16 protein-coding genes are annotated in these 19,544 nt (G+C 63.1%); 12 read left to right on the top strand and 4 right to left on the bottom strand.

Going from position 1 to position 19,544, the window contains the following annotated elements; genetic code table 11:
* The first annotated feature begins 81 nt into the window (after positions 1-81).
* Genes pqqC through SB764_RS26010 form a run of 4 tightly spaced genes read left to right on the top strand, consistent with a single transcriptional unit; the run spans position 82 to position 4,131 of the window.
* Entirely contained in the window at positions 82-828 is a 747-nt protein-coding gene (pqqC, locus tag SB764_RS25995; protein ID WP_410865485.1) for a pyrroloquinoline-quinone synthase PqqC, read from the top strand.
* A 13-nt stretch (positions 829-841) separates the two neighbouring features.
* Positions 842-1,117, top strand: coding sequence for a pyrroloquinoline quinone biosynthesis peptide chaperone PqqD (gene pqqD / locus SB764_RS26000; RefSeq protein WP_074985335.1), 276 nt, complete (start codon positions 842-844; stop codon positions 1,115-1,117).
* Positions 1,110-2,285, top strand: coding sequence for a pyrroloquinoline quinone biosynthesis protein PqqE (pqqE, locus tag SB764_RS26005; protein WP_074985337.1), 1,176 nt, complete (start codon positions 1,110-1,112; stop codon positions 2,283-2,285). The genes pqqD and pqqE overlap by 8 nt, the downstream gene beginning before the upstream one ends.
* A 4-nt stretch (positions 2,286-2,289) precedes the next feature.
* A complete protein-coding gene (locus tag SB764_RS26010) occupies positions 2,290-4,131 on the top strand; it encodes a S9 family peptidase (protein WP_410865487.1) in 1,842 nt (613 codons plus the stop codon).
* 23 nt (positions 4,132-4,154) lie between these two features.
* Here SB764_RS26010 and SB764_RS26015 read toward each other — a convergent pair whose 3' ends face one another.
* Complete coding sequence (locus SB764_RS26015) at positions 4,155-4,463, bottom strand: non-heme iron oxygenase ferredoxin subunit (protein WP_065059749.1); 309 nt, start codon at positions 4,461-4,463, stop codon at positions 4,155-4,157.
* Positions 4,464-4,504: 41 nt separating this feature from the next.
* Positions 4,505-5,569: a fatty acid desaturase family protein gene (locus tag SB764_RS26020; RefSeq protein ID WP_410865564.1), complete on the bottom strand. Its 1,065-nt coding sequence runs from the start codon at positions 5,567-5,569 to the stop codon at positions 4,505-4,507.
* Between the two features lie 215 nt (positions 5,570-5,784).
* On the opposite strand from SB764_RS26020, the gene SB764_RS26025 reads away from it, so the two are divergent.
* From SB764_RS26025 to SB764_RS26060, 8 genes are all read left to right on the top strand, one after another.
* Positions 5,785-6,861: a LacI family DNA-binding transcriptional regulator gene (locus SB764_RS26025; RefSeq protein WP_065059751.1), complete on the top strand. Its 1,077-nt coding sequence runs from the start codon at positions 5,785-5,787 to the stop codon at positions 6,859-6,861.
* 585 nt (positions 6,862-7,446) lie between these two features.
* Positions 7,447-7,845, top strand: coding sequence for a hypothetical protein (locus SB764_RS26030; RefSeq protein ID WP_124263212.1), 399 nt, complete (start codon positions 7,447-7,449; stop codon positions 7,843-7,845).
* Between the two features lie 230 nt (positions 7,846-8,075).
* Positions 8,076-9,263: a bacteriohopanetetrol glucosamine biosynthesis glycosyltransferase HpnI gene (hpnI, locus tag SB764_RS26035; protein ID WP_408733952.1), complete on the top strand. Its 1,188-nt coding sequence runs from the start codon at positions 8,076-8,078 to the stop codon at positions 9,261-9,263.
* 58 nt (positions 9,264-9,321) lie between these two features.
* The gene (locus tag SB764_RS26040; RefSeq protein ID WP_080180772.1) at positions 9,322-10,377 is read left to right on the top strand and encodes a lysylphosphatidylglycerol synthase domain-containing protein; all 1,056 of its coding nucleotides are present in this window, start codon (positions 9,322-9,324) and stop codon (positions 10,375-10,377) included.
* A gap of 40 nt (positions 10,378-10,417) precedes the next feature.
* Positions 10,418-11,206 (top strand): metallophosphoesterase, encoded by a 789-nt coding sequence (locus SB764_RS26045; RefSeq protein WP_321869496.1) that lies wholly within the window; start codon positions 10,418-10,420, stop codon positions 11,204-11,206.
* Positions 11,207-11,345: 139 nt separating this feature from the next.
* Positions 11,346-14,624, top strand: coding sequence for an efflux RND transporter permease subunit (locus tag SB764_RS26050; RefSeq protein WP_321855662.1), 3,279 nt, complete (start codon positions 11,346-11,348; stop codon positions 14,622-14,624).
* 55 nt (positions 14,625-14,679) lie between these two features.
* Positions 14,680-15,885: an efflux RND transporter periplasmic adaptor subunit gene (locus SB764_RS26055; protein ID WP_321892405.1), complete on the top strand. Its 1,206-nt coding sequence runs from the start codon at positions 14,680-14,682 to the stop codon at positions 15,883-15,885.
* Complete coding sequence (locus SB764_RS26060) at positions 15,882-17,321, top strand: efflux transporter outer membrane subunit (protein ID WP_410865491.1); 1,440 nt, start codon at positions 15,882-15,884, stop codon at positions 17,319-17,321. Before SB764_RS26055 ends, SB764_RS26060 begins: the two co-directional genes overlap by 4 nt.
* Before the next feature lie 16 nt (positions 17,322-17,337).
* Here SB764_RS26060 and SB764_RS26065 read toward each other — a convergent pair whose 3' ends face one another.
* Together SB764_RS26065 and SB764_RS26070 are read right to left on the bottom strand one after the other, a co-directional pair.
* Complete coding sequence (locus SB764_RS26065) at positions 17,338-18,813, bottom strand: heavy metal sensor histidine kinase (protein WP_410865493.1); 1,476 nt, start codon at positions 18,811-18,813, stop codon at positions 17,338-17,340.
* Positions 18,813-19,490: a heavy metal response regulator transcription factor gene (locus SB764_RS26070; RefSeq protein ID WP_110327715.1), complete on the bottom strand. Its 678-nt coding sequence runs from the start codon at positions 19,488-19,490 to the stop codon at positions 18,813-18,815. Before SB764_RS26070 ends, SB764_RS26065 begins: the two co-directional genes overlap by 1 nt.
* Positions 19,491-19,544: the final 54 nt, after the last annotated feature.

The following is a 19,544-nucleotide window of genomic DNA, read 5'->3' on the forward strand; positions in this document are numbered from 1 at the left end:
CTACTACGCCGATTACAGCGCGCGCTGAGCGCGCTTTCCTGAGCCGCGCGCGACTTCGCCGCGACGCCATTGGACCGAACCATGAGCCAACCCGCCCTCACTCCCGAACAATTCGAACAGGCCCTGCGCGCCAAAGGCGCGTTCTATCACATTCACCATCCGTATCACGTGGCGATGTACGAGGGCCGTGCGACCCGCGAGCAGATCCAGGGCTGGGTGGCCAACCGCTTCTACTACCAGGTCAACATTCCGATGAAGGACGCGGCGATTCTCGCCAACTGTCCCGATCGCGAAGTGCGTCGCCTCTGGATTCAGCGTCTGCTCGACCACGACGGCGCGCCGGGTGAAGACGGCGGAATCGAAGCGTGGCTGCGTCTGGGCGAAGCGGTCGGGCTCGATCCCGAGCAATTGCGTTCGCAGGAACTGGTGCTGCCGGGCGTGCGTTTCGCGGTCGACGCTTACGTGAATTTCGCGCGCCGCGCGAGCTGGCAGGAAGCCGCGAGCAGCTCGCTCACCGAGCTGTTCGCGCCGCAGATTCACCAGTCGCGCCTCGATACGTGGCCGACGCGTTATCCGTGGATCGACCCGCGCGGCTACGAATATTTCCGCTCGCGTCTAAGCCAGGCGCGCCGCGACGTCGAACACGGTTTGCAGATCACGTTGCAGCATTACACGACGTTTGAAAGCCAGCAGCGTATGCTGGAGATCCTGCAATTCAAACTCGACATTCTGTGGACCATGCTCGACGCGATGTCGATGGCTTATGAACTCGGCCGCCCGCCCTATCATTCGGTCACGAACGAGCGCGTCTGGCATAAGGGCGTTTAAAAGGAACCACACTGTGAATTTCGACCGTAATCTGAAACCGGTCTGGCGCCGGGGGTATCGCTTTCAATACGAGCCCGCGCAGAACGCGCACGTGCTGCTCTATCCCGAGGGCATGGTGAAGCTCAATGAAAGCGCCTCGGCGATCGGCTCGCTGATCGACGGCGAGCGCAGCGTCGCGGCCATCATCGACCAGTTGAATACGCAATTCCCCGGCGCGCCGGAACTGGCCGAAGACGTCGAGCAATTCATGCTCGTCGCGCGTGAAAAGCACTGGATCGATCTTGTCTGAACTCACGCTTTCGCCCGCCGCCTCGACGGGCTCCGCCACCACGGCGGCGCCGAACGTCGGCCTGCCGCTGTGGCTGCTCGCCGAAGTCACGTACCGTTGCCCGCTGCAATGCCCTTATTGCTCGAATCCCGTGGATTTCGCGCGCCAGGGCAACGAACTGAGCACGCAGGACTGGATTCGTGTGATGACCGAAGCGCGCGCGATGGGCGCGGCGCAAATCGGTTTTTCCGGCGGCGAGCCGCTGGTGCGCCAGGACCTCGCCGAATTGATCGGCGAAGCGCGCAAACTCGGCTATTACACCAATCTGATTACGTCGGGCATTGGCCTCACTGAACAGAAGATCGCCGATTTTCAGCGGGCGGGACTCGATCACATTCAGATCAGTTTTCAGTCGAGCGACGAGCAGGTCAACAACATGCTCGCCGGTTCGAGCAAGGCTTTCGCGCAGAAACTCGCGATGGCGCGCGCCGTGAAGGCACACGGTTACCCGATGGTGCTGAACTTCGTCACGCACCGCTATAACATCGACGACATCGACCGCATCATCGAGTTGTGCATTGCGCTCGAAGCCGATTTCGTCGAACTCGCGACCTGCCAGTTTTACGGCTGGGCCAAACTCAATCGCGCGCAATTGCTGCCGACGCGCGAACAGCTCGAACGCGCGGAACGCATCACCAACGAATACCGCGCGAAACTTGAAGCCAGCGGCAATCCGTGCAAGCTGATTTTCGTGACGCCCGATTATTACGAGGAGCGTCCGAAGGCCTGCATGGGCGGCTGGGGCGCGATTTTTCTCACTGTCACGCCCGACGGCACCGCGCTGCCGTGCCATGGCGCGCGCCAGTTGCCGATCCAGTTTCCCAACGTGCGCGATCACGATCTGCGCCACATCTGGTACGACTCGTTCGGCTTCAACCGCTTTCGCGGCGACGCGTGGATGCCCGAGCCGTGCCGCTCGTGCGACGAAAAAGAGAAAGACTTCGGCGGCTGCCGCTGCCAGGCTTTCATGCTGACCGGCGACGCGGCGAACGCGGACCCCGTGTGCGGAAAATCGCCTGAGCACCGCATCATCGTGCAGGCGCGCAGCGAGGCGGCACAGCCGGTGCCCACGACTCAACCGCTCATCTTCCGCAATGACCGAAACTCCCGCACGCTCGGCAATCCCTGAGCGCATGACCGCCGAGCAGGCCGTGGCGGCCGGCAAGGATTTCATCGAACTGGCCGCGAGCGAGCGCGGCGTATTCTGGTCGGCGTACGATCCTGCCGATGCCGTGTGCCGGATCTGGCACGCTGTGCCGCGCGAAGCGGGCAACACGCCGCGCTGTTTGACGCCCGATGGTTTCAGCGTGCGTGGACGCGTCTACGAATACGGCGGCGGTTCATTTTGCATTGCCGCTGACGCGATCGTCTTCGTCAACGAGAAAGATCAGCAGCTTTATCGTCAGCCGATCGACGGTCATAGCGCGCCCGTTACACTCACGCAAGGCACGCGACGCTATGGCGATCTGCGCTTCAGCCACGGCGCGATTCTTGCAGTGGAAGAAGACGGCGGCACGCATCGCCTCGTGTCGATTGCACTCGATGACGGCGCGCGCTCGGTACTCGCGGAAGGCGGCGATTTTTACGCCGCGCCCTGCCTGAGCCCCGACGGTTCGCGACTGGCGTGGATCGAATGGCAACGCCCGCATCAGCCGTGGACGTCGACGCAATTGCGTCTTGGCGAACGCAGTGCGCAAGGCTGGAGCGCGCCGCGCACACTCGCCGGCGACGCACGCGAAGAAGCGTTGCAACAGCCGCATTTCGACGCGCACGGCCATCTGTTCTGCCTGAGCGATCGCGCCGGTTTCTGGCAGCCCTGGCGCGAATCCGGCGGCACGCTCGAAGCCCTGCCGAGCACGCCCGCCGACCACGCTGCCGCGCCGTGGCAACTCGGCGGACGCAGCTGGATCGCGCTCGACGACGGCACGAATCTGGGCGCATGGATGGAGCACGGCTGGGGCAAACTCGGCCATCGCGACGCCGATGGCGCATGCCACGAACTCGCCGCCGAATACAGCCGCTTTCGCAATCTCGCCGCCGACGCGGAGCATCTTTATTGCATCGCCGCTTCACCGAGTTGCCCCGCCGCCGTGCTCGCGATAGGACGTCGCGATCATCGCGTGCGTGTGCTCGCCGAAGTGTCGCCGATGATGCCGGACGCGCGTATTCCGCAGCCGGAGATTCTGCAATTCCCCAGCGGCTACGACGACGAGCAGCACGCGCATGGCGAATCGCACAGCAACGCGCATGGCTATTTCTACGCGCCCGAAGGCGACGTGAAAGCGCCGCCCGTCGTGCTGTTCATTCACGGCGGTCCGACTTCGGCCTGCTATCCCGTGTTCGATCCGCGCATTCCGTACTGGACGCAGCGCGGCTTCGCCGTCGTCAATCTGAATTATCGCGGCAGCACCGGCTATGGCCGCGCGTTTCGCGAAGCGCTGCGCGAGAACTGGGGCGTGGCCGACGTCGACGACGCCTGCAATGTCGTCGCCTGGCTGGCCGGACAACAGCGTATCGATCCCGCGCGCGCCTTCATTCGCGGCGGCAGCGCCGGCGGCTACACGGCGCTCTGCGCGCTGGCGTTCCGCAACGTATTTCGCGGCGGCGGCAGCCTGTATGGCGTGAGCGATCCGCTCACGCTCGCCGAGCACACGCACAAGTTCGAAGCCGATTATCTCGACTGGCTGATTGGCGACCCGGTTGCCGATCTCCAACGCTATCGCGCTCGCACACCGCTACTGCACGCGAGCGATATTCGCGTGCCGGTGATTTTCTTCCAGGGCGAACTCGACGCCGTCGTGACGCCCGATCAAACGCGCAGCATGGCCGCCGCGCTGGAAGAAAACGGCGTGCGCGTGCAAGCGCATTACTACGCCGACGAGCGGCACGGTTTTCGCAAGGCGGTGAATCAGGCGCACGCGCTCAAGGCCGAATACGCGTTTTACTGCGGCATTCTCGGTTTGCCCGTGAAATAAGCGGCGCGCCCTGCATCGATTCATCAGATTTCGAGCAGAATGCGGCCGCCCTCCACTTTCGCGGGCCACGTCTGGAGTTTTTCGCACACGGGCGCACACAATGGGCGCCCGTCTCGCACGTCGAAACGGCCATTGTGTTTCGGACATTCGATCACATGGCCCATCACGAGTCCCTCGCTCAAATGCACCTGCTCGTGCGTGCAGAGTCCGTCGCTCGCATACACATCCGCCCCAATGCGGTAGATCGCGTAGGTATGGCCCGCGTGATCGAAACGCATCACGTCTTCGTCTTCGATATCGTCGAGCGCGGCGGCGTCGATCCATTGCGTCATGTTCGTCTCCTGATTGTCGTGTCGATGATTGTTGTCGTGCTTTATGCCTGTGCGGCGCCCGCTTCCGGGATGGGCCGCGCGACCGCATAGGACGGATCACGCGTCTGGCGCACCAGCGCCGGAATGATCTCCGCGTATGCCGCGAGCGTGCTGGTATACGGCGTGGGCATATCGGCTTTCACCACGTCGTGCAGTTTCGGCAGCGCATGAAACGGCACCATCGGAAACATATGATGTTCGACGTGATAATTCATGTTCCAGTAAAGAAACCGAAAGAGCGGATTCATCTTCACCGTACGGCAATTGCGCCGATGATCGAGCACGTTCTCGGGCAGGCCCGCGTGTTGTGTTAGCCCGAAATACAGATAGAGCCACGCGCCATACAGGCTCGGCAGACCGATGTAAAGCAGCGGCAAGATCGAGCGAAAGCCAATGCACGCAGCCAGCACGAGCGCGTAAATACCCAGTAAAATGCGCGCCTCGCGCGTCGCCTTTTTCCATTCCGATGCAGGAATAAAGGTCTCTTCTTCCGCGCCGATCCGACCCAACGCGGCACTGATCATGCGCGGCAATTCGTGCGCCACGTGTTTGATCGCGAAGATATTGAGCGCGAGCGCGAACCAATCGGTGGGACGTTGCGCGCCGATTTCCGGATCGCGCCCGACCACAAGCGTATCCGTATGGTGGCGCGCGTGGCTCCAGCGCCAGACGGTGGCGCGGCGAAAAACCTGAAACGAAGCGACCTGATACAGCGCGTCGTTCATCCAGCGCGTTTTGAAAGCCGTGCCGTGTCCCGCTTCATGCCAGCGCGAATCCGCGGGACTGCAATAGAGCGTGCCGTAAAGCAGAAAAGCCGGAATCGCCCAGAGCGAATGCAGATACCACGCGTAGCCCGCCACGGCAGCACTCGCGATGATCGATAGATACCAGAGCACGGTGTCGCGAATCGCACGACCGTCGCTGCGCTGCATCAATTGCTTCATCGTGGCGCGCGGCACGGGGCATTTGTACCAGTCCGCGTTGACGAGACCGGCGGCCTGCGCGCGCTCGCCCGCACCGCCAATCAAGCGATACGCCTCGCGCGCCGGATGCGCGGCCTTCTCCATGGTTTCCGCAGTTTGCCTGTGCGCCACCTGTGCCACCTTGTCCGGTATGGCGCCGTGTCGTATGCGCGGCGCTCATGTGACGAACATAGGTGAGCGCGCGACGCGACTCAATGCGAAGATTGACGAAATTTCGTCTTTCTTCTAGCGTAGCCGGAGCGATCGCGCAATCAGCGTGCACCGCAGCATGACAAAAGACGACAACGAGGAGACGCAACGTGCCGAAGGCAACGCCATCGCCGTCACCAACGCCATCGCACTGGCGTAAGCGCACCGCGCGCTTCGTCGAAATCGCGGAGCTTGCGGGCGTCAGCACGACGACCGTCGACCGCGTGCTCAACGAACGTGGCAGCGTCTCGGCGCAGGCGCGCGAGCGCGTCGTGGCCGCCGCGAAACAGCTTGGCGTGCCGCGCCTGATGCCCGACACGCATCACGGCCTCGTGCATATCGACGTGCTGCTGCCGGACAGCGATCTCCCCTTCTTCCATCGCTTGCGCCAGGCCTTGCAGCGCGCAATGCAGATGCTCGACCGTCGCGTGGTCGTGCATCGCACGCTGTTGAGCGCCGCCGACGAAGCGCGTCTGACTGAATCGATCGGCCACGCCCGTCACCGCCGCGCCGCGCTCATCGTTACCGCGCGAGACACGCCCGACGTGCGCGCCGCACTGGCCGCCGCGATCGCGCGCGGCGAAACCGTCGTAACGATGGTCACCGACATCGGCGGTATCGAGCGACAGCATTTCGCGGGCATCGACAATCGGCGCGCAGGCCGCACGGCAGGCTATTTTCTCGGCCGCCTCGCGAAACCGGGTCGCGTGCTGTTGTTGCCGGCCCGACTCGACTATCGCGCACACACCGACCGCATCGAAGGCTGCCGCGAGCAGATCGCGGAACGCTATCCGCAGTTCGTCTGCGAAGTCTCGCCCAACGAATCGCAAGACGCCGACGACCGCTGCTATCGCGCCGTGAACGCCGCGCTGCGGCACGGTCCACTCGCGGGCATCTACAACACCGGTTATGGATCGGCGGGTATCGAAGCCGCACTGCGCAAAGCGGGACTCGCGGGCGACGTGGTGTGGATCGGCCACGAAATGCTCGACATTCATCGGCAATACATCGACGCCGGCATCATGGATATCGCCATTGATCAGGACCCGGACGGTCAGGTGATCGCCGCGCTCCAGCATGCGCTGCACGCGAGCGGCATCGTTGCCGACTCACCTGGCACGGAGCCGGTCGAGTTTCGCGTATTTTGCCCGGCAAACGTGAGGCGCAGTCCGTACCTCGTTGCGTAGGCATGGATCGACGCTTGCCGATTCATCCGCTGATTCGTTTGCATTCGTCTGTCGAACCAGGCACCGAACCTGCTGAGATGATCCCGCGTCTTGCATTGTTGGACGCATGCAAGTCGGCGGGCATCGCCCGAGCCGGCGTGTGTCTTGAAGGCCGCCGTTGACCGGCGGCCGTTTTTTGCCAGGCGCAAATGAAAGTATTGGAAAGTTATCGTAATGAATCATGTGAATCTTTCACGATGAAAAGTAGACGACATAAAGCCGACATACACCCGACTCAATTGGTTTGTTATCCTGATCAATTGCGAAGATATTCACAGTCATTGCGACGGCAAATCGTAATGAAAATCGATATCAAAAAACGTACTCGCGCACGTGCTGTAACGATTCGTCAAATATAAGTGACGAGAATCTCCGTCGCACGACATTGCCTTAAGCATGCCTTCAGCTAGTAGCTCGTACGATCGCGGGATCTCGAATGCGGCGCGTTGAATGGCGCATGTTTTACCGCAATCGAAATGAATGGTTCCGCATGGAATTTGAAACCCACACATGTCCGTCGTGGCATGGACCGCTGGAGTCGCACACGTGAAATTCTGGACGATTCGCCAGTGGCAAGCACATATTCTGGTTGCTGCGCTCGCTGCACTCGCAATTCAAGGCATGGTCTTTATTGGCGTACTGATTCTGGGCGCGCCGATCGAACGCTTCGACAATCCCACCTTTCATCTGGCTGCCGCGGTATCGATCGTTTTGATCGCACTGCTCGTGCGCACAATGGCGCACGCGGCGTTTCGTCACGCGGCGAGCCGCGGCTTTCTGCGTGATGCCAGCCACGCGCCGGGAATGGAGTGGATGTCACACGATTGCCCTCATCGTGTGCTGGTCAGCCTGCATTGCCTGCTTTGCGAGCCGAAACTCGACGATGCACACGGCGCATTCGCCGGCCGTCACGATGCGCCCCATTATTCAGACCCGAAGTTCTGACTTCGCTGCGTCACCATCTTCACCGACACTATGTCCGGGCATAGACCCGTGCAGGGCGACACTCAACCTATGAAAACGCTGTTCTGGCTGGCTCCGTCGAATAAGAGATTCGACGGCGGCGCGCGCTCGCTCACGTCGGTGCGCGCAGCATGATGCGTACGCCTCGTACACACGACGACCATTCGCTCAAGGCGCTGACCATTGCGTGCGTCGGTCTTTCTCTGCTGGCGATGATCGCCATCGACAAAGCCACCACGCATACTGTCGCGCATTTCCTGGCGTGCCTCGCGACACTGGCCTTTTCCATGCTCGCGGCGATCGGCATCGCTTATACCTTGTTCGCCGCGTGGAACGTGGACCGTTTTTTCCGGCGCAACGCGGCAGTGCCGGCACATTTTCCCGGCGTCACACTGATCAAGCCGCTGCACGGTACGGAGTGGCAACTCGAGGATCACCTTGCGAGCTTTTTCGATCAGGATTATCCGGGGCCGGTGCAGCACGTATTCGGCGTACACGACGCCAACGACGAAGCCCTGAACGTGGTGAATGCGCTGCGCGCGCGCTTTCCCGAAGCGGATATTGCGGTAGTCGTCGATTCGCGTCTTTATGGCCCCAATCGCAAGGTCGCGAATCTCGTCAACATGCTCGATCATGTGCGCCACGACGTGCTGTGTTTCGCCGATAGCGACGTGAGCGTCGATCGCGGTTATCTGCGCGCAATCGCGGGCGAACTCGAGCAGCCGGGCGTGGGCATCGTCACCTGCGCCTATCGCGGCATTCCTGCGCCCGGTTTCTGGACGCGCGGTTCGGTCGCCGCCACCAATTACCATTTCCTGCCCGGCGTGGTGACGGGACTGGCTATTGGCCGCGCACGCCCGTGCTTCGGCCAGACGATCGCCATGACGCGCGCCACGCTCGACGCCATCGGCGGACTCGCGCAGTTCTCGCATCATCTCGCCGAAGACCACGCGCTTGGCGAAGCCGCGCGCCGCATCGGCACGACCGTCGCGGTGCCCTCGCATCTTGTTCGTCACGCCTGCACTGAGGCCACGTTTTCCGCGCTGTTCACACATGAATTGCGCTGGAGCCGCACCATCCGCGCCGCTGATCGACTCGGCCATCTCGGCGCGTGCCTGATGCATCCAATGCCCTACGCGTTGCTGGCGCTGCTCGCGTCGAGCGGCACACTGGCTTCGTCGGGCGTGCTGCTGCTCGCCCTCGCGGCACGCCAACTGCTGCGCTGGCGCATCGACCGCGCGACGGCGCAATCCTCCAAAGGCTGGTGGCTGCTGCCGATGTGGGATATCGTGCAATTCACGGTGTATCTCAGCAGTTTTCTTTCCTCGCATGTCATGTGGCGGGGACGCCGTTTTCGCGTGAACAGCGCGGGCATGCTGACGCTTTCCTCCGATGAATGAGCCATTGGCCGCATCGAAAACGCGTGAACTTCCTTATACAAGCTGGACCAGAATGAATATGAAGCACGTCGGTCGCGTCGCCGCGCTATGCGGTTTGCTCTTCGCGATCTGGCTCGTTTGGCGAGACAATCCCGCAACCATCGTCGAATTGATGCGCAAGGCCGGCTTCGGTCTCGTGCTCGCGGCGCTCGTTCACGTGCTGCCCATGCTCGCGAATGCGTGGGACTGGCGTCTGCTGATCCGGCGCGCGCAGCGCCCTACGCTCGCGTTCATGCTCAGGCTCGTCTGGATACGCGAATCGGTGAACGGACTGCTGCCGGTTGCCCGCATCGGCGGCGAACTGGTGTCGTTCCGCCTGCTCGGCCGCCAGGGCGTGCGCCCTGCCGCCATCGTCGCGAGTCTCGTCACCGATATACAGCTCACGCTCATCAGCCAGGTGATTTTCGCGCTGCTGGCCATCGCGTATCTACTGGCGCAAACGAGCAGCATGGGCGCGCGCGTGGCCGCGCATTTCGCGCTGGGCATTGCGCTCTTCATGCCGATCCTGTTGCTGTTCGCGCTCGTGCAACACGCGCGTCCGTTCGAGCGTGCGGCGAATCTCGTCAATCGCGTAACGGGTGGTAAGGTCTATGGACTGATGGGTAATTCGCGGCGTATCGACGATTCGATTAAATCGGTCTGGCGCCAGACGTCCGTGGTGATGCAATACCTCGTGATCTGGCAAACGCTGCAATGCCTCGGCCTCGCGCTCGAAATCTGGATTGCGTTGCACGCATTGGGTGTGAATGCAACGTTCGCCCAGGCCTTCGTATTCGAAGCGCTCATTCAGCTTGCCAGCAGCATTGCGTTTCTCGTGCCCGGCAGTCTGGGCGTACAGGAAGGCAGTTTCGTGCTGATCGGCTCGGTGCTCGGCATCGACGCACCCACCTGCCTCGCGCTCGCGGGCGCGCGCCGCCTGCGCGATCTGCTGTTTTATCTGCCCGGACTTGTTGCCTGGCAGATCGAGGAGAACGCACCCAAGGCAGCCGCTCTCGCGAATACAACCACTACGGTGGATCGCGCCGAGACGGAGAATGTAAGCCAGACTGCACCCGACCGGCTGGATTCGCGATAATACGCAGCGTTCGATTCTCCGCTTCGTTGGCAGGACCCTTATGCGTATTCAGATCGCCTCCGATCTGCACCTCGACGCGCTCGACGCGCGCTTTGCCGAGGCGCCCCCTTTTCCGCCCGCTCCCGGCGCCGACGTGCTGGTGCTCGCGGGCGATATTCATCGGGGCACCCAAGCCCTCGACGCCTTCGCCAACTGGCCCGTGCCGGTCGTCTACGTCTGCGGCAATCATGAAGCCTATGGCGGCGCATGGCCCGACGTGACCGCGGCGCTGCACGCGCGAGCCGATGGCACGCACGTGCATTTTCTGGAACGCAGCGCGACCGTGATCGGCAACGTGCGTTTTCTGGGCTGTTGCCTGTGGACCGATTACGCGCTGTATGGCAATCGCGCGCGCGACATGCAATATGCGCTCGACACCAATTCGGATCACAGCGCGATCACGCTCGACGGCCGCGTGCCGTTCAGCCCCGAAGACGCCTTGCTCGAACATCAGCGCTCGGTTTCGTGGCTCGTACGCGAACTCGCTGCACCGTTTAAGGGCAAAACGATCGTGGTCACGCATCACGGTATTTCGCCTGATTCGATTCACGACCGCTTTGCCACGCATCCCGACAATCCCGCCTTTCTCAGCGACCTGCGTTATTTGCTGCCGTACGCGAATCTCTGGATTCACGGCCATGTGCACGATTCGTTCGACTATCGTGCGAATGGCGCGCGCGTCGTGACAAATCCGCGCGGTTACCCGCTCAATGCCGGCGAGGCGCAACGCGCCGACGAACTGGTCTGGGAAAACCGCGCCTTCGATCCGCTGCGCACCATCGAGGTCTGATCCGCCTCGCCACATGACGATTTTGTAATCCGACGGTCACCCTGCGGCAAAGCCCCCGACGTCAGACTGCGGACTTCTGCCCGCTTTGCGCGCGCGTTGCTCTGCACACCGCGCGCGCTCACCGTCAAACAGGTTCGTCATGTGGATTGTCCGGCTCGCCCTGCGCCGCCCTTATACGTTCGCCGTTCTCGCGATTCTCATCTTGATCGCGGGACCGCTCGCGATTCTTCGCACCCCCACCGATATCTTTCCGAACATCGATATTCCGGTGGTCAGCATCGTCTGGTCGTATAACGGCTTTTCGGCGCAGGACATGGCGCAGCGCATTACGTCGAATTACGAACGCGCGCTGACGTCCGACGTCGACGATATCGAACACATCGAATCGCAATCGCTGAATGGCGTGTCGGTCATCAAGGTGTTCTTTCATCCGGGCGCGGATATCAATCGCGCCATCGCGCAGGCGGCGAGCAATTCCGCGTCGATATTGCGCGTGCTGCCGCCCGGCACACTGCCGCCGAATATCATCACCTACAACGCCTCGACGGTGCCGATCCTGCAATTGGGCCTGTCGAGCGCGACCCTCGCGGAACAACAGCTTTACGACCTCGGCAACAGCTTTATTCGCACGCAGCTCGCGACCGTGCAAGGCGCGTCGGTGCCGCTGCCGTTCGGCGGCAAGGTGCGCCAGATCATGGTCGATCTCGACCCGCACGCCTTGCAGGCCAAAGGTCTCGCGCCGCTCGACGTGGTGAATGCGATCAACGCGCAGAACCTGATCCTGCCGGGCGGCACCGCGAAAATCGGCGCGCGCGAATACAACGTGCAGATGAACGGCAGCACCGACACGATCGCCGCGCTCAACAACCTGCCGGTGAAGACGGTGAACGGCAGTGTGATTTACGTGCGCGACGTCGCTCACGTGCGCGACGGTTACGCGCCGCAAACCAATATCGTGCGCAGCGACGGCAAGCGCGCGGCGCTGCTCACGATCGAAAAGACCGGCAATACGTCGACGCTGACGATCATCGACCAGGTGCGCGCGCTGCTGCCGCATATCGCGGCGGGCCTGCCGAAAGCGTTGAAGATCACGCCGCTCGGCGACCAGTCGGTCTTCGTGAAGGCCGCGATTGGCGGCGTGGTCCGCGAAGCGCTGATCGCCGCCGCGCTCACCGCGCTCATGATCCTGCTGTTTCTCGGCAGCTGGCGTGCGACGCTGATCATTGCCGTCTCGATTCCGCTTGCGGTGCTCACGTCGATACTCGCACTCTCCGCGCTCGGCCAGACCATCAACATCATGACGCTCGGCGGCCTCGCGCTCGCCGTGGGCATACTCGTGGACGACGCCACCGTCGCCATCGAAAACATCACACATCACCTCGAAAACGGCGAACCGCTTTACGACGCCATTCTTAATGGCTCGGGCGAAATTGCGGTGCCGACCTTCGTTTCCACGCTGTCGATCTGCATCGTCTTCGCGCCGATGTTTCTGCTCACCGGCGTCGCGCATTATCTGTTCGTGCCGATGGCGGAAGCGGTGATCTTCGCGATGTGCGCATCGTATTTCTTTTCGCGCACGGTTGTGCCGACGCTTGCGCTTTATTTGCTGAAAGAACGCACGACTGGGAATAAAGCCAGCAAAACGCGTGCAAACGCTTTCGTTGCGAAAGTTACGCGCTTTCAGGCCGCATTCGAAGCGCGCTTCGAAGCGTTGCGTCTGCGTTATCGCGCGACGCTCGCCGGCGCCATCGCGCAACGACGACGCTTCGTGCCGATCTTTCTCGGCTGCTGTTTTGCTTCGCTCGCACTGCTCGCCTTCACGGGCCGCGACTTTTTCCCGAGCGTGGATACCGGCGAGATCCGTTTGCATCTGCGCGCGCCCACAGGCACGCGTATCGAGCAAACCGCGCGTCTCACCGACGAAGTGGAAGCACGCATTCGCAGCGTGATTCCCCCCGCGGAACAAGGCGCGATACTCGACAATATCGGCGTGCCGGTCAGCGGCATCAATCTCACGTATGACTCGTCGGACCCAATCGGCACCGAAGACGCCGATGTGATGGTGTCGCTCAAACCGGGCCACCGGCCGACCGCGCAGTATGTTGCACAACTGCGCAACGAACTCGCGAAAGCATTTCCCGGCGTAAGCTTCGCATTCCTGCCCGCCGATATCGTCAGCCAGATTCTCAACTTCGGCTTGCCCGCGCCGATCGATATTCAAATCGTCGGCAACAAGCTCGCGGCCAATCGCGTCGTCGCAAACGATCTGCTCGCGAAACTGCGTGGCGTGCGCGGCCTCGTCGATGCGCGGCTGCAACAACCGGGCGACGAACCCGCGATCAATATCGACGTGGATCGCACCAAGGCGATGCAATCGGGGCTGCTGCAACGCGACGTCGCGCAGAACCTGCTGATCGCGCTCTCGGGCAGTTCGCAAACCACACCGAATTTCTGGCTCGACCCGAAGAACGGCGTGAGTTATCCGCTGATGGTGATGATGCCGCAGTACGACGTGAATTCGCTGCAGGCGCTCGCGAATCTGCCGCTGGCCGGTTCGGCAACGAGTGACACCGCTGGCCCGCAAAATGCCGCGAATGGCGCGCCGCACGTGCAGAATCTGCTCGGCTCGCTCGGCACGTTTACGCGCGGCACGCAACAAGCCGTCGTATCGCATTACAACGTACAGCCTGTGCTCGATATCTTTGGATCAGTGCAAGGCCGCGACCTGGGTAGCGTGGCGAACGACGTCGCCGCCATCGTGAAGAGCGAGGAAGCGAAACTGCCGCCGGGTTCGTCCATCGTGCTTCGCGGCCAGGTGCAGGCCATGCACGAGGCGTTCTCCGGACTACTGAGCGGTCTCGTGTTCGCGGTTGCGCTCGTCTATCTGCTGATGGTCGTGAACTTCCAGTCGTGGCTCGATCCGCTCATTATCCTGAGCGGCCTGCCCGCCTCGCTCGCGGGCATTGCGTGGATGCTGTTCGCCACCGACACCACGATCAGCGTGCCCGCGCTCACCGGCACGATTCTCTGCATCGGCATCGCCACCGCGAACAGCATTCTCGTGATCACCGCCGCGCGCGAGCGGCTCGCCGAAGGCCTGGCGCCTGCGGAAGCCGCCGAACAGGCCGGGTTCACGCGCTTTCGTCCCGTCATGATGACGGCGCTCGCGATGCTGATCGGCATGTTGCCGATGGCGCTCGGACTCGGCGACGGGGGCGAACAGAATGCACCGCTCGGCCGCGCCGTGATCGGCGGTCTCGCGTGCGGCACGCTCTCCACGCTGATGTTCGTGCCGGTGGTGTTCAGCATCGTCCACGGCTGGCTCGCACGGCGCAAAGCACACGCTCAGGCGCGCGAGGCGAAAGCGGCCCAGGAAGCCGCCGCGCTCGATGCGCAATCCGCCGAAGCCGACCAATAACGCCGCGCCTGGCCGCTTCAATCGACACTCCTTATTTCTCGCTCGATTCACGATCATGAACGACATCGACAACTCACAAGAACGCGGCGGCAGCACCAAGCGCCGCTCGCGCTCCTTTGCATTGCCCTTGCTCGCCGCGCTCGCGCTCGCGTTGCTCGCAGCGGGCGTCGTGCCGCGCCTGCGTGCGAACCAGGCGCTCGCCGCGCAAACGTCCGCGCAAAACACGCTCACCGTTTCGGTCGTGCAACCGCAGCACGCGCCGGCAAGCGAAGACCTCGTGCTGCCAGGCGCGGCCACGCCTTATTCGGATGCTTCGATTTACGCACGCACGAGCGGCTATATCGCGCACTGGTACACCGACATCGGCACGCACGTGAAGGCGGGCCAGGTGCTCGCCGATATCGCCGCGCCCGATCTCGACGCGCAATTGCGTGCGGCCCGCGCCGACGAAACCTCGGCGCAGGCCGCGTATGGCTATGCGAAAACCACCGCCGCGCGCTGGCAAACGATGCTGCAAAGCCAGTCGGTCGCGCAGCAGGACGCCGACGCCAAAACCAGCGACATGCAGACGAAACAGGCCGCGCTTGCCGCCGCGCAAGCAAACGTCGCGCGCCTGACGCAACTCGTTTCGTATGAAAAAGTCACCGCGCCGTTCGACGGCGTGATTACGTCGCGCGACGTGGACGTGGGCGCGCTCGTCACCGCGGGCGGCACGCCGGGCACGCCCAACGCCGCCAACGAGTTGTTCCATCTGTCGCAAACGCAGACGCTGCGTGTTTTCGTGGACGTGCCGCAGGACGACGCGGCGAGCATCACGCCCGCGACGCAGGCGTGGCTCACGACGCAGCAATATCCGGGGCGTCGTTTCAATGCGCGCGTGGCGCGCACGGCAGGCGCGCTCGATCCCACCAGCCGCACCTTGCGCGTGGAAATCGACGTCGATAATGCCGACGGCGCGCTGTTGCCGGGCGGCTATGTGCAGGCGCATCTCGCGCTCACGACGGCCACGCCCGCGCTGGAGATTCCCGTGAGCGCACTGTTGTTCCGCCCCGATGGCGTGTCCGTCGCCATCGTCGATGCGAGCGGCAAGGTGCAGATCAAGCTCGTGCATCTGGGCCGCGATTTCGGCACGCATGTGGAGATCACGTCGGGTCTCGCGGATAGCGATCGCGTGATCGACAATCCCGGCGACAGCATCACGAACGGGCAAGCGGTCAGCATCGCCATGACCACGCATGACGCGGGGGCGAAGCAATCATGAGCATTTGCACGCTGCCCAAACGCGCGCTCGCTGCGGCGGTGATCGCCACGCTTGCCGCGTGCTCGACAGTCGCGCCGTATCAGGCGCCCAAGGTCGAAATTCCCACGCATTTCGCGGGCACGTCCAACGCTTCGGCGCAGCAGTCCGCATGGCAAGTCGCCACGCCCGCCGATGCTACGCCGCGCGGCGCGTGGTGGACCGTCTTCAACGATTCGGAATTGAATACGCTTGAAGCGCGCATCGACGTGTCGAATCAAAGTGTGCGCAAGGCGCTCGCGAATCTGAATCAGGCACGCGCGCTAACCGATTATCAACGCGCGGGTTTTCTGCCGACCATTACCGCGGGCGTCGCGCAGGACCGCTATCGCACGTCGGCGAATAAAGAAGGTTCATCGCTTGCGGGCAAGACGATTCCCGATTACGCCGTGGGCGTTTCCGCGACGTGGGAGCCCGACGTATTCGGCCGCATTCGCGACGAGGTCACTAACGCCAGCGCGAATGCACAGGCGAGCGCCGCCGATCTTGAATCCGTACGGCTGGCGATGAGCGCGCAACTCGCCGTCGACTATTTCGATTTGCGTACGCTCGACGCGCAAAAGCAATTGCTCGATGCGAGCGTACAGGCTTATGCCGACGCGCTGCGTATCGTGCAGAACCAGCAGCGCAATGGTGCGATCGACGCTTCGGCAGTAGCGCAGGCGCAAACGCAGCTCGACAGCACGCGCACGCAGGTCCGCGATATCGACGTCAATCGCACGCAACTCGAACACGCGATCGCCACGTTGATTGGCGAGCCGGCGTCGATATTTTCGCTGCCTGCCGCACACACGTCATTCACGTTGCCGACAATTCCGCCGGGGCTGCCTGCGCAATTGATCGAGCGACGTCCCGATATCGCCGCCGCCGAACGTCGCGTTGCGGCCGCCAATGCGCAGATCGGCGCGGCGCACGCGGCGTTCTTTCCGAACCTCGTGCTGAGCGCGACGGCGGGACTCGAAAGCTCGTTCTTCGCGCCCTGGCTCAGCGCGCCGAGCCTGTTCTGGTCGATCGGCCCGCAACTCGTCGGCACGTTGTTCGACGGCGGCAAGCGTACGGCCACCTTGCACGGCGCGACCGCGCAATACGACGGCACGGTGGCCGATTATCGGCAAACGGTGCTCGTGGCGTTCGAACAGGTGGAGAACAATCTTTCCGCACTGCAGGCACTCGCCGACGAATCGGTTACGCAGCAGCGCGCCGCCCAAGCCGCGCAGCAGGCGCTGCAACTCACGACGAATCGCTTCAATGCGGGCGCGGTCAGTTATCTCGACGTGGTCACCTCGCAGACCATTGCGCTCACGAACGAGCGCGATGCCGTGGTGATCGAAGGACGAAGAATGGATGCCAGCGTGCGATTGATTCAGGCGCTAGGCGGCACGTGGAGCGACATGCATTGAAACGCGCGGACGCATTTCACGCCGCATCGTCCACAAAGCGGAGAATGAAACGGGTGCTGTGTGCGTCGCTTTCCGCGCGCACGCTGCCGCCGTGCAGTTCCATCACGGTGCGCACAATCGCGAGCCCGAGACCCGCCGATGCGCCCGCGCCCATCGCATCGGGCGCGCTGGTGCGCGACGGATCGGCGCGATAGAAACGCTCGAAAATACGTTCGAGATGTTCGGGGGGAATTGGCGTGCCGGGATTGTCGACGACGACATCGAGCGCATGCGCAGACGGCGTCGCTGTCAACACGATCGTGCCGCCCGCCGGCGTATAGCGCAGCGCATTCGCAATCAGATTGCTCAGCGCACGACGAAACAATTCGACGTCGACATTCACGGTGCCGCCGCCATCGACGCGAATCGCCAGCCCCGCCTCTTCCGCGAGCCCTTCGAAATAACCTGCGATGCGTTCGAGTTCGTCGTGCACGTTCACGGCGCGACGACGCGTTTCAAAGCGAGGATGCTCCGCGCGCGCCAGAAAAATGACGTTCTCGATCATGCGCGACAGTCGCTCGCATTCCTCGAGATTCGACGCGAGCACCGTTTGATACTCCTCTTCGGGACGCGGACGCGCGAGCGCGATTTCCGTCGCGCCGCGAATATTGCTCAACGGCGTGCGCATGTCGTGCGCGAGATCGGCGGTGAATTGCGAAAGCCGCTGAAAACCCGCGTGCAAACGTTCGAGCATCGCGTTCAGCGAGGCCACCAGCGTCGCCAGTTCGCCCGGCACGTGCTTCACGCGAATAGGTTGATCGAGCCGATACGCGGTGACTTCGCGCGCCTGCTCGGCAATCTGGCGCAAGGGCCGCAGCGCGAGACGAATCCACGCGTAACTGCCGAGCAGCACGACGAGCGTGCCCACGCTGCCCGCGAACGCGAGCGTGTCGCGATACGAATCGAGCAGGCTCAGCGGCCCGCGCATGTCGCGCGCGATGGCCACGCGCACGGTCGCGCCATCGCGCAGCGCCACGTCGAAGGCGATGCTGCGCACGGGTACGCCATGCGCGCTGCGCCATTCGCGAATCGCGCTATCGGTAATGCGCGCGTCGGGCGCGAGCACGAGCGCGCCCGCATGTGCGGGCGAGAGATCGACGTCGGCCGACGCGATGGCGTTGGAGAGCGGCGTGGGCGGTTCGTCGAACGTTTCGCCCTCGTCGTGCGCGGCGAGTTGGCGGCCCTGCGCATCGACAATCTGCAAAGCGAGCGCGGGATTGCCAAGCACGGCGCTCGAAAGGCGCTGCGCGTGCGCGAGCGCATCCTGCGGGGAGCCGAGTTCGGTGGCGAGACGGCGCACATGGCGCGCGGCGAGCACGACGTCCTGATCGTCGTGCTTGCGCACCTGCTGCGCGAGCGCGAGATACAGATACCAGCCCACGCAGACGAACACCGCGAGCGTCGTGGCGCTGAACGCCACTGCGAGCGTGACCGCGAGCGAGCGGCGCGGCATCAGTCGGCGTCCTTTTCTTCCATCACGTAGCCCACGCCGCGCACCGTGTGGATCAGCTTGACCAGGTAGCCTTCGTCGACCTTCGCGCGCAGACGGCGAATGGCGACTTCGACCACATTGGTGTCGCTGTCGAAATTCATGTCCCAGACAAACGAGGCAATCTGCGTACGGCTCAGCACTTCGCCCTGGCGGCGTGCGAGCAATTGCAGCAGGGAAAATTCGCGCGGCGTGAGATCGATACGTGTGGTGCCGCGCTTCACGCGTCGGCGAATCACGTCGATTTCCAGATCGGCGATGCGCATGCTTTCCGCTTCGCGCGGCGGGCCGCGTCGCGCCAGTGTACGCACGCGCGCGAGCAGTTCGACGAAGGCGAACGGCTTGACGAGGTAATCGTCGCCGCCGAGTTCGAGCCCTTGCACGCGATCGGCCACGTCGTCGCGCGCGGTCAGGAACAGCACCGGGGTGGGCTTGCTGGCGCGCAGGCGCTTGAGCACGGCCCAGCCGTCGAGCACCGGCAGCATCACGTCGAGCACGATCACGTCGTACTCCTCTTCCTGCGCGAGCAGCAGCCCCTGAGCGCCGTCGGTCGCGAGGTCCACGCTGCAGCCCGATTCCTCCAGGCCTTTTTTCACGTAGGCGCCCGTTTTGGGCTCGTCTTCGATAACGAGGACTCGCATGTGTTTTCTCCGGCTGTATCCCGCCTCCCTGATGGCGCGATTCTACCGGGTTCG

Origin of the sequence: Paraburkholderia sp. SIMBA_027, assembly GCF_046535315.1 — a bacterium.
Classification (GTDB): domain Bacteria; phylum Pseudomonadota; class Gammaproteobacteria; order Burkholderiales; family Burkholderiaceae; genus Paraburkholderia; species Paraburkholderia tropica.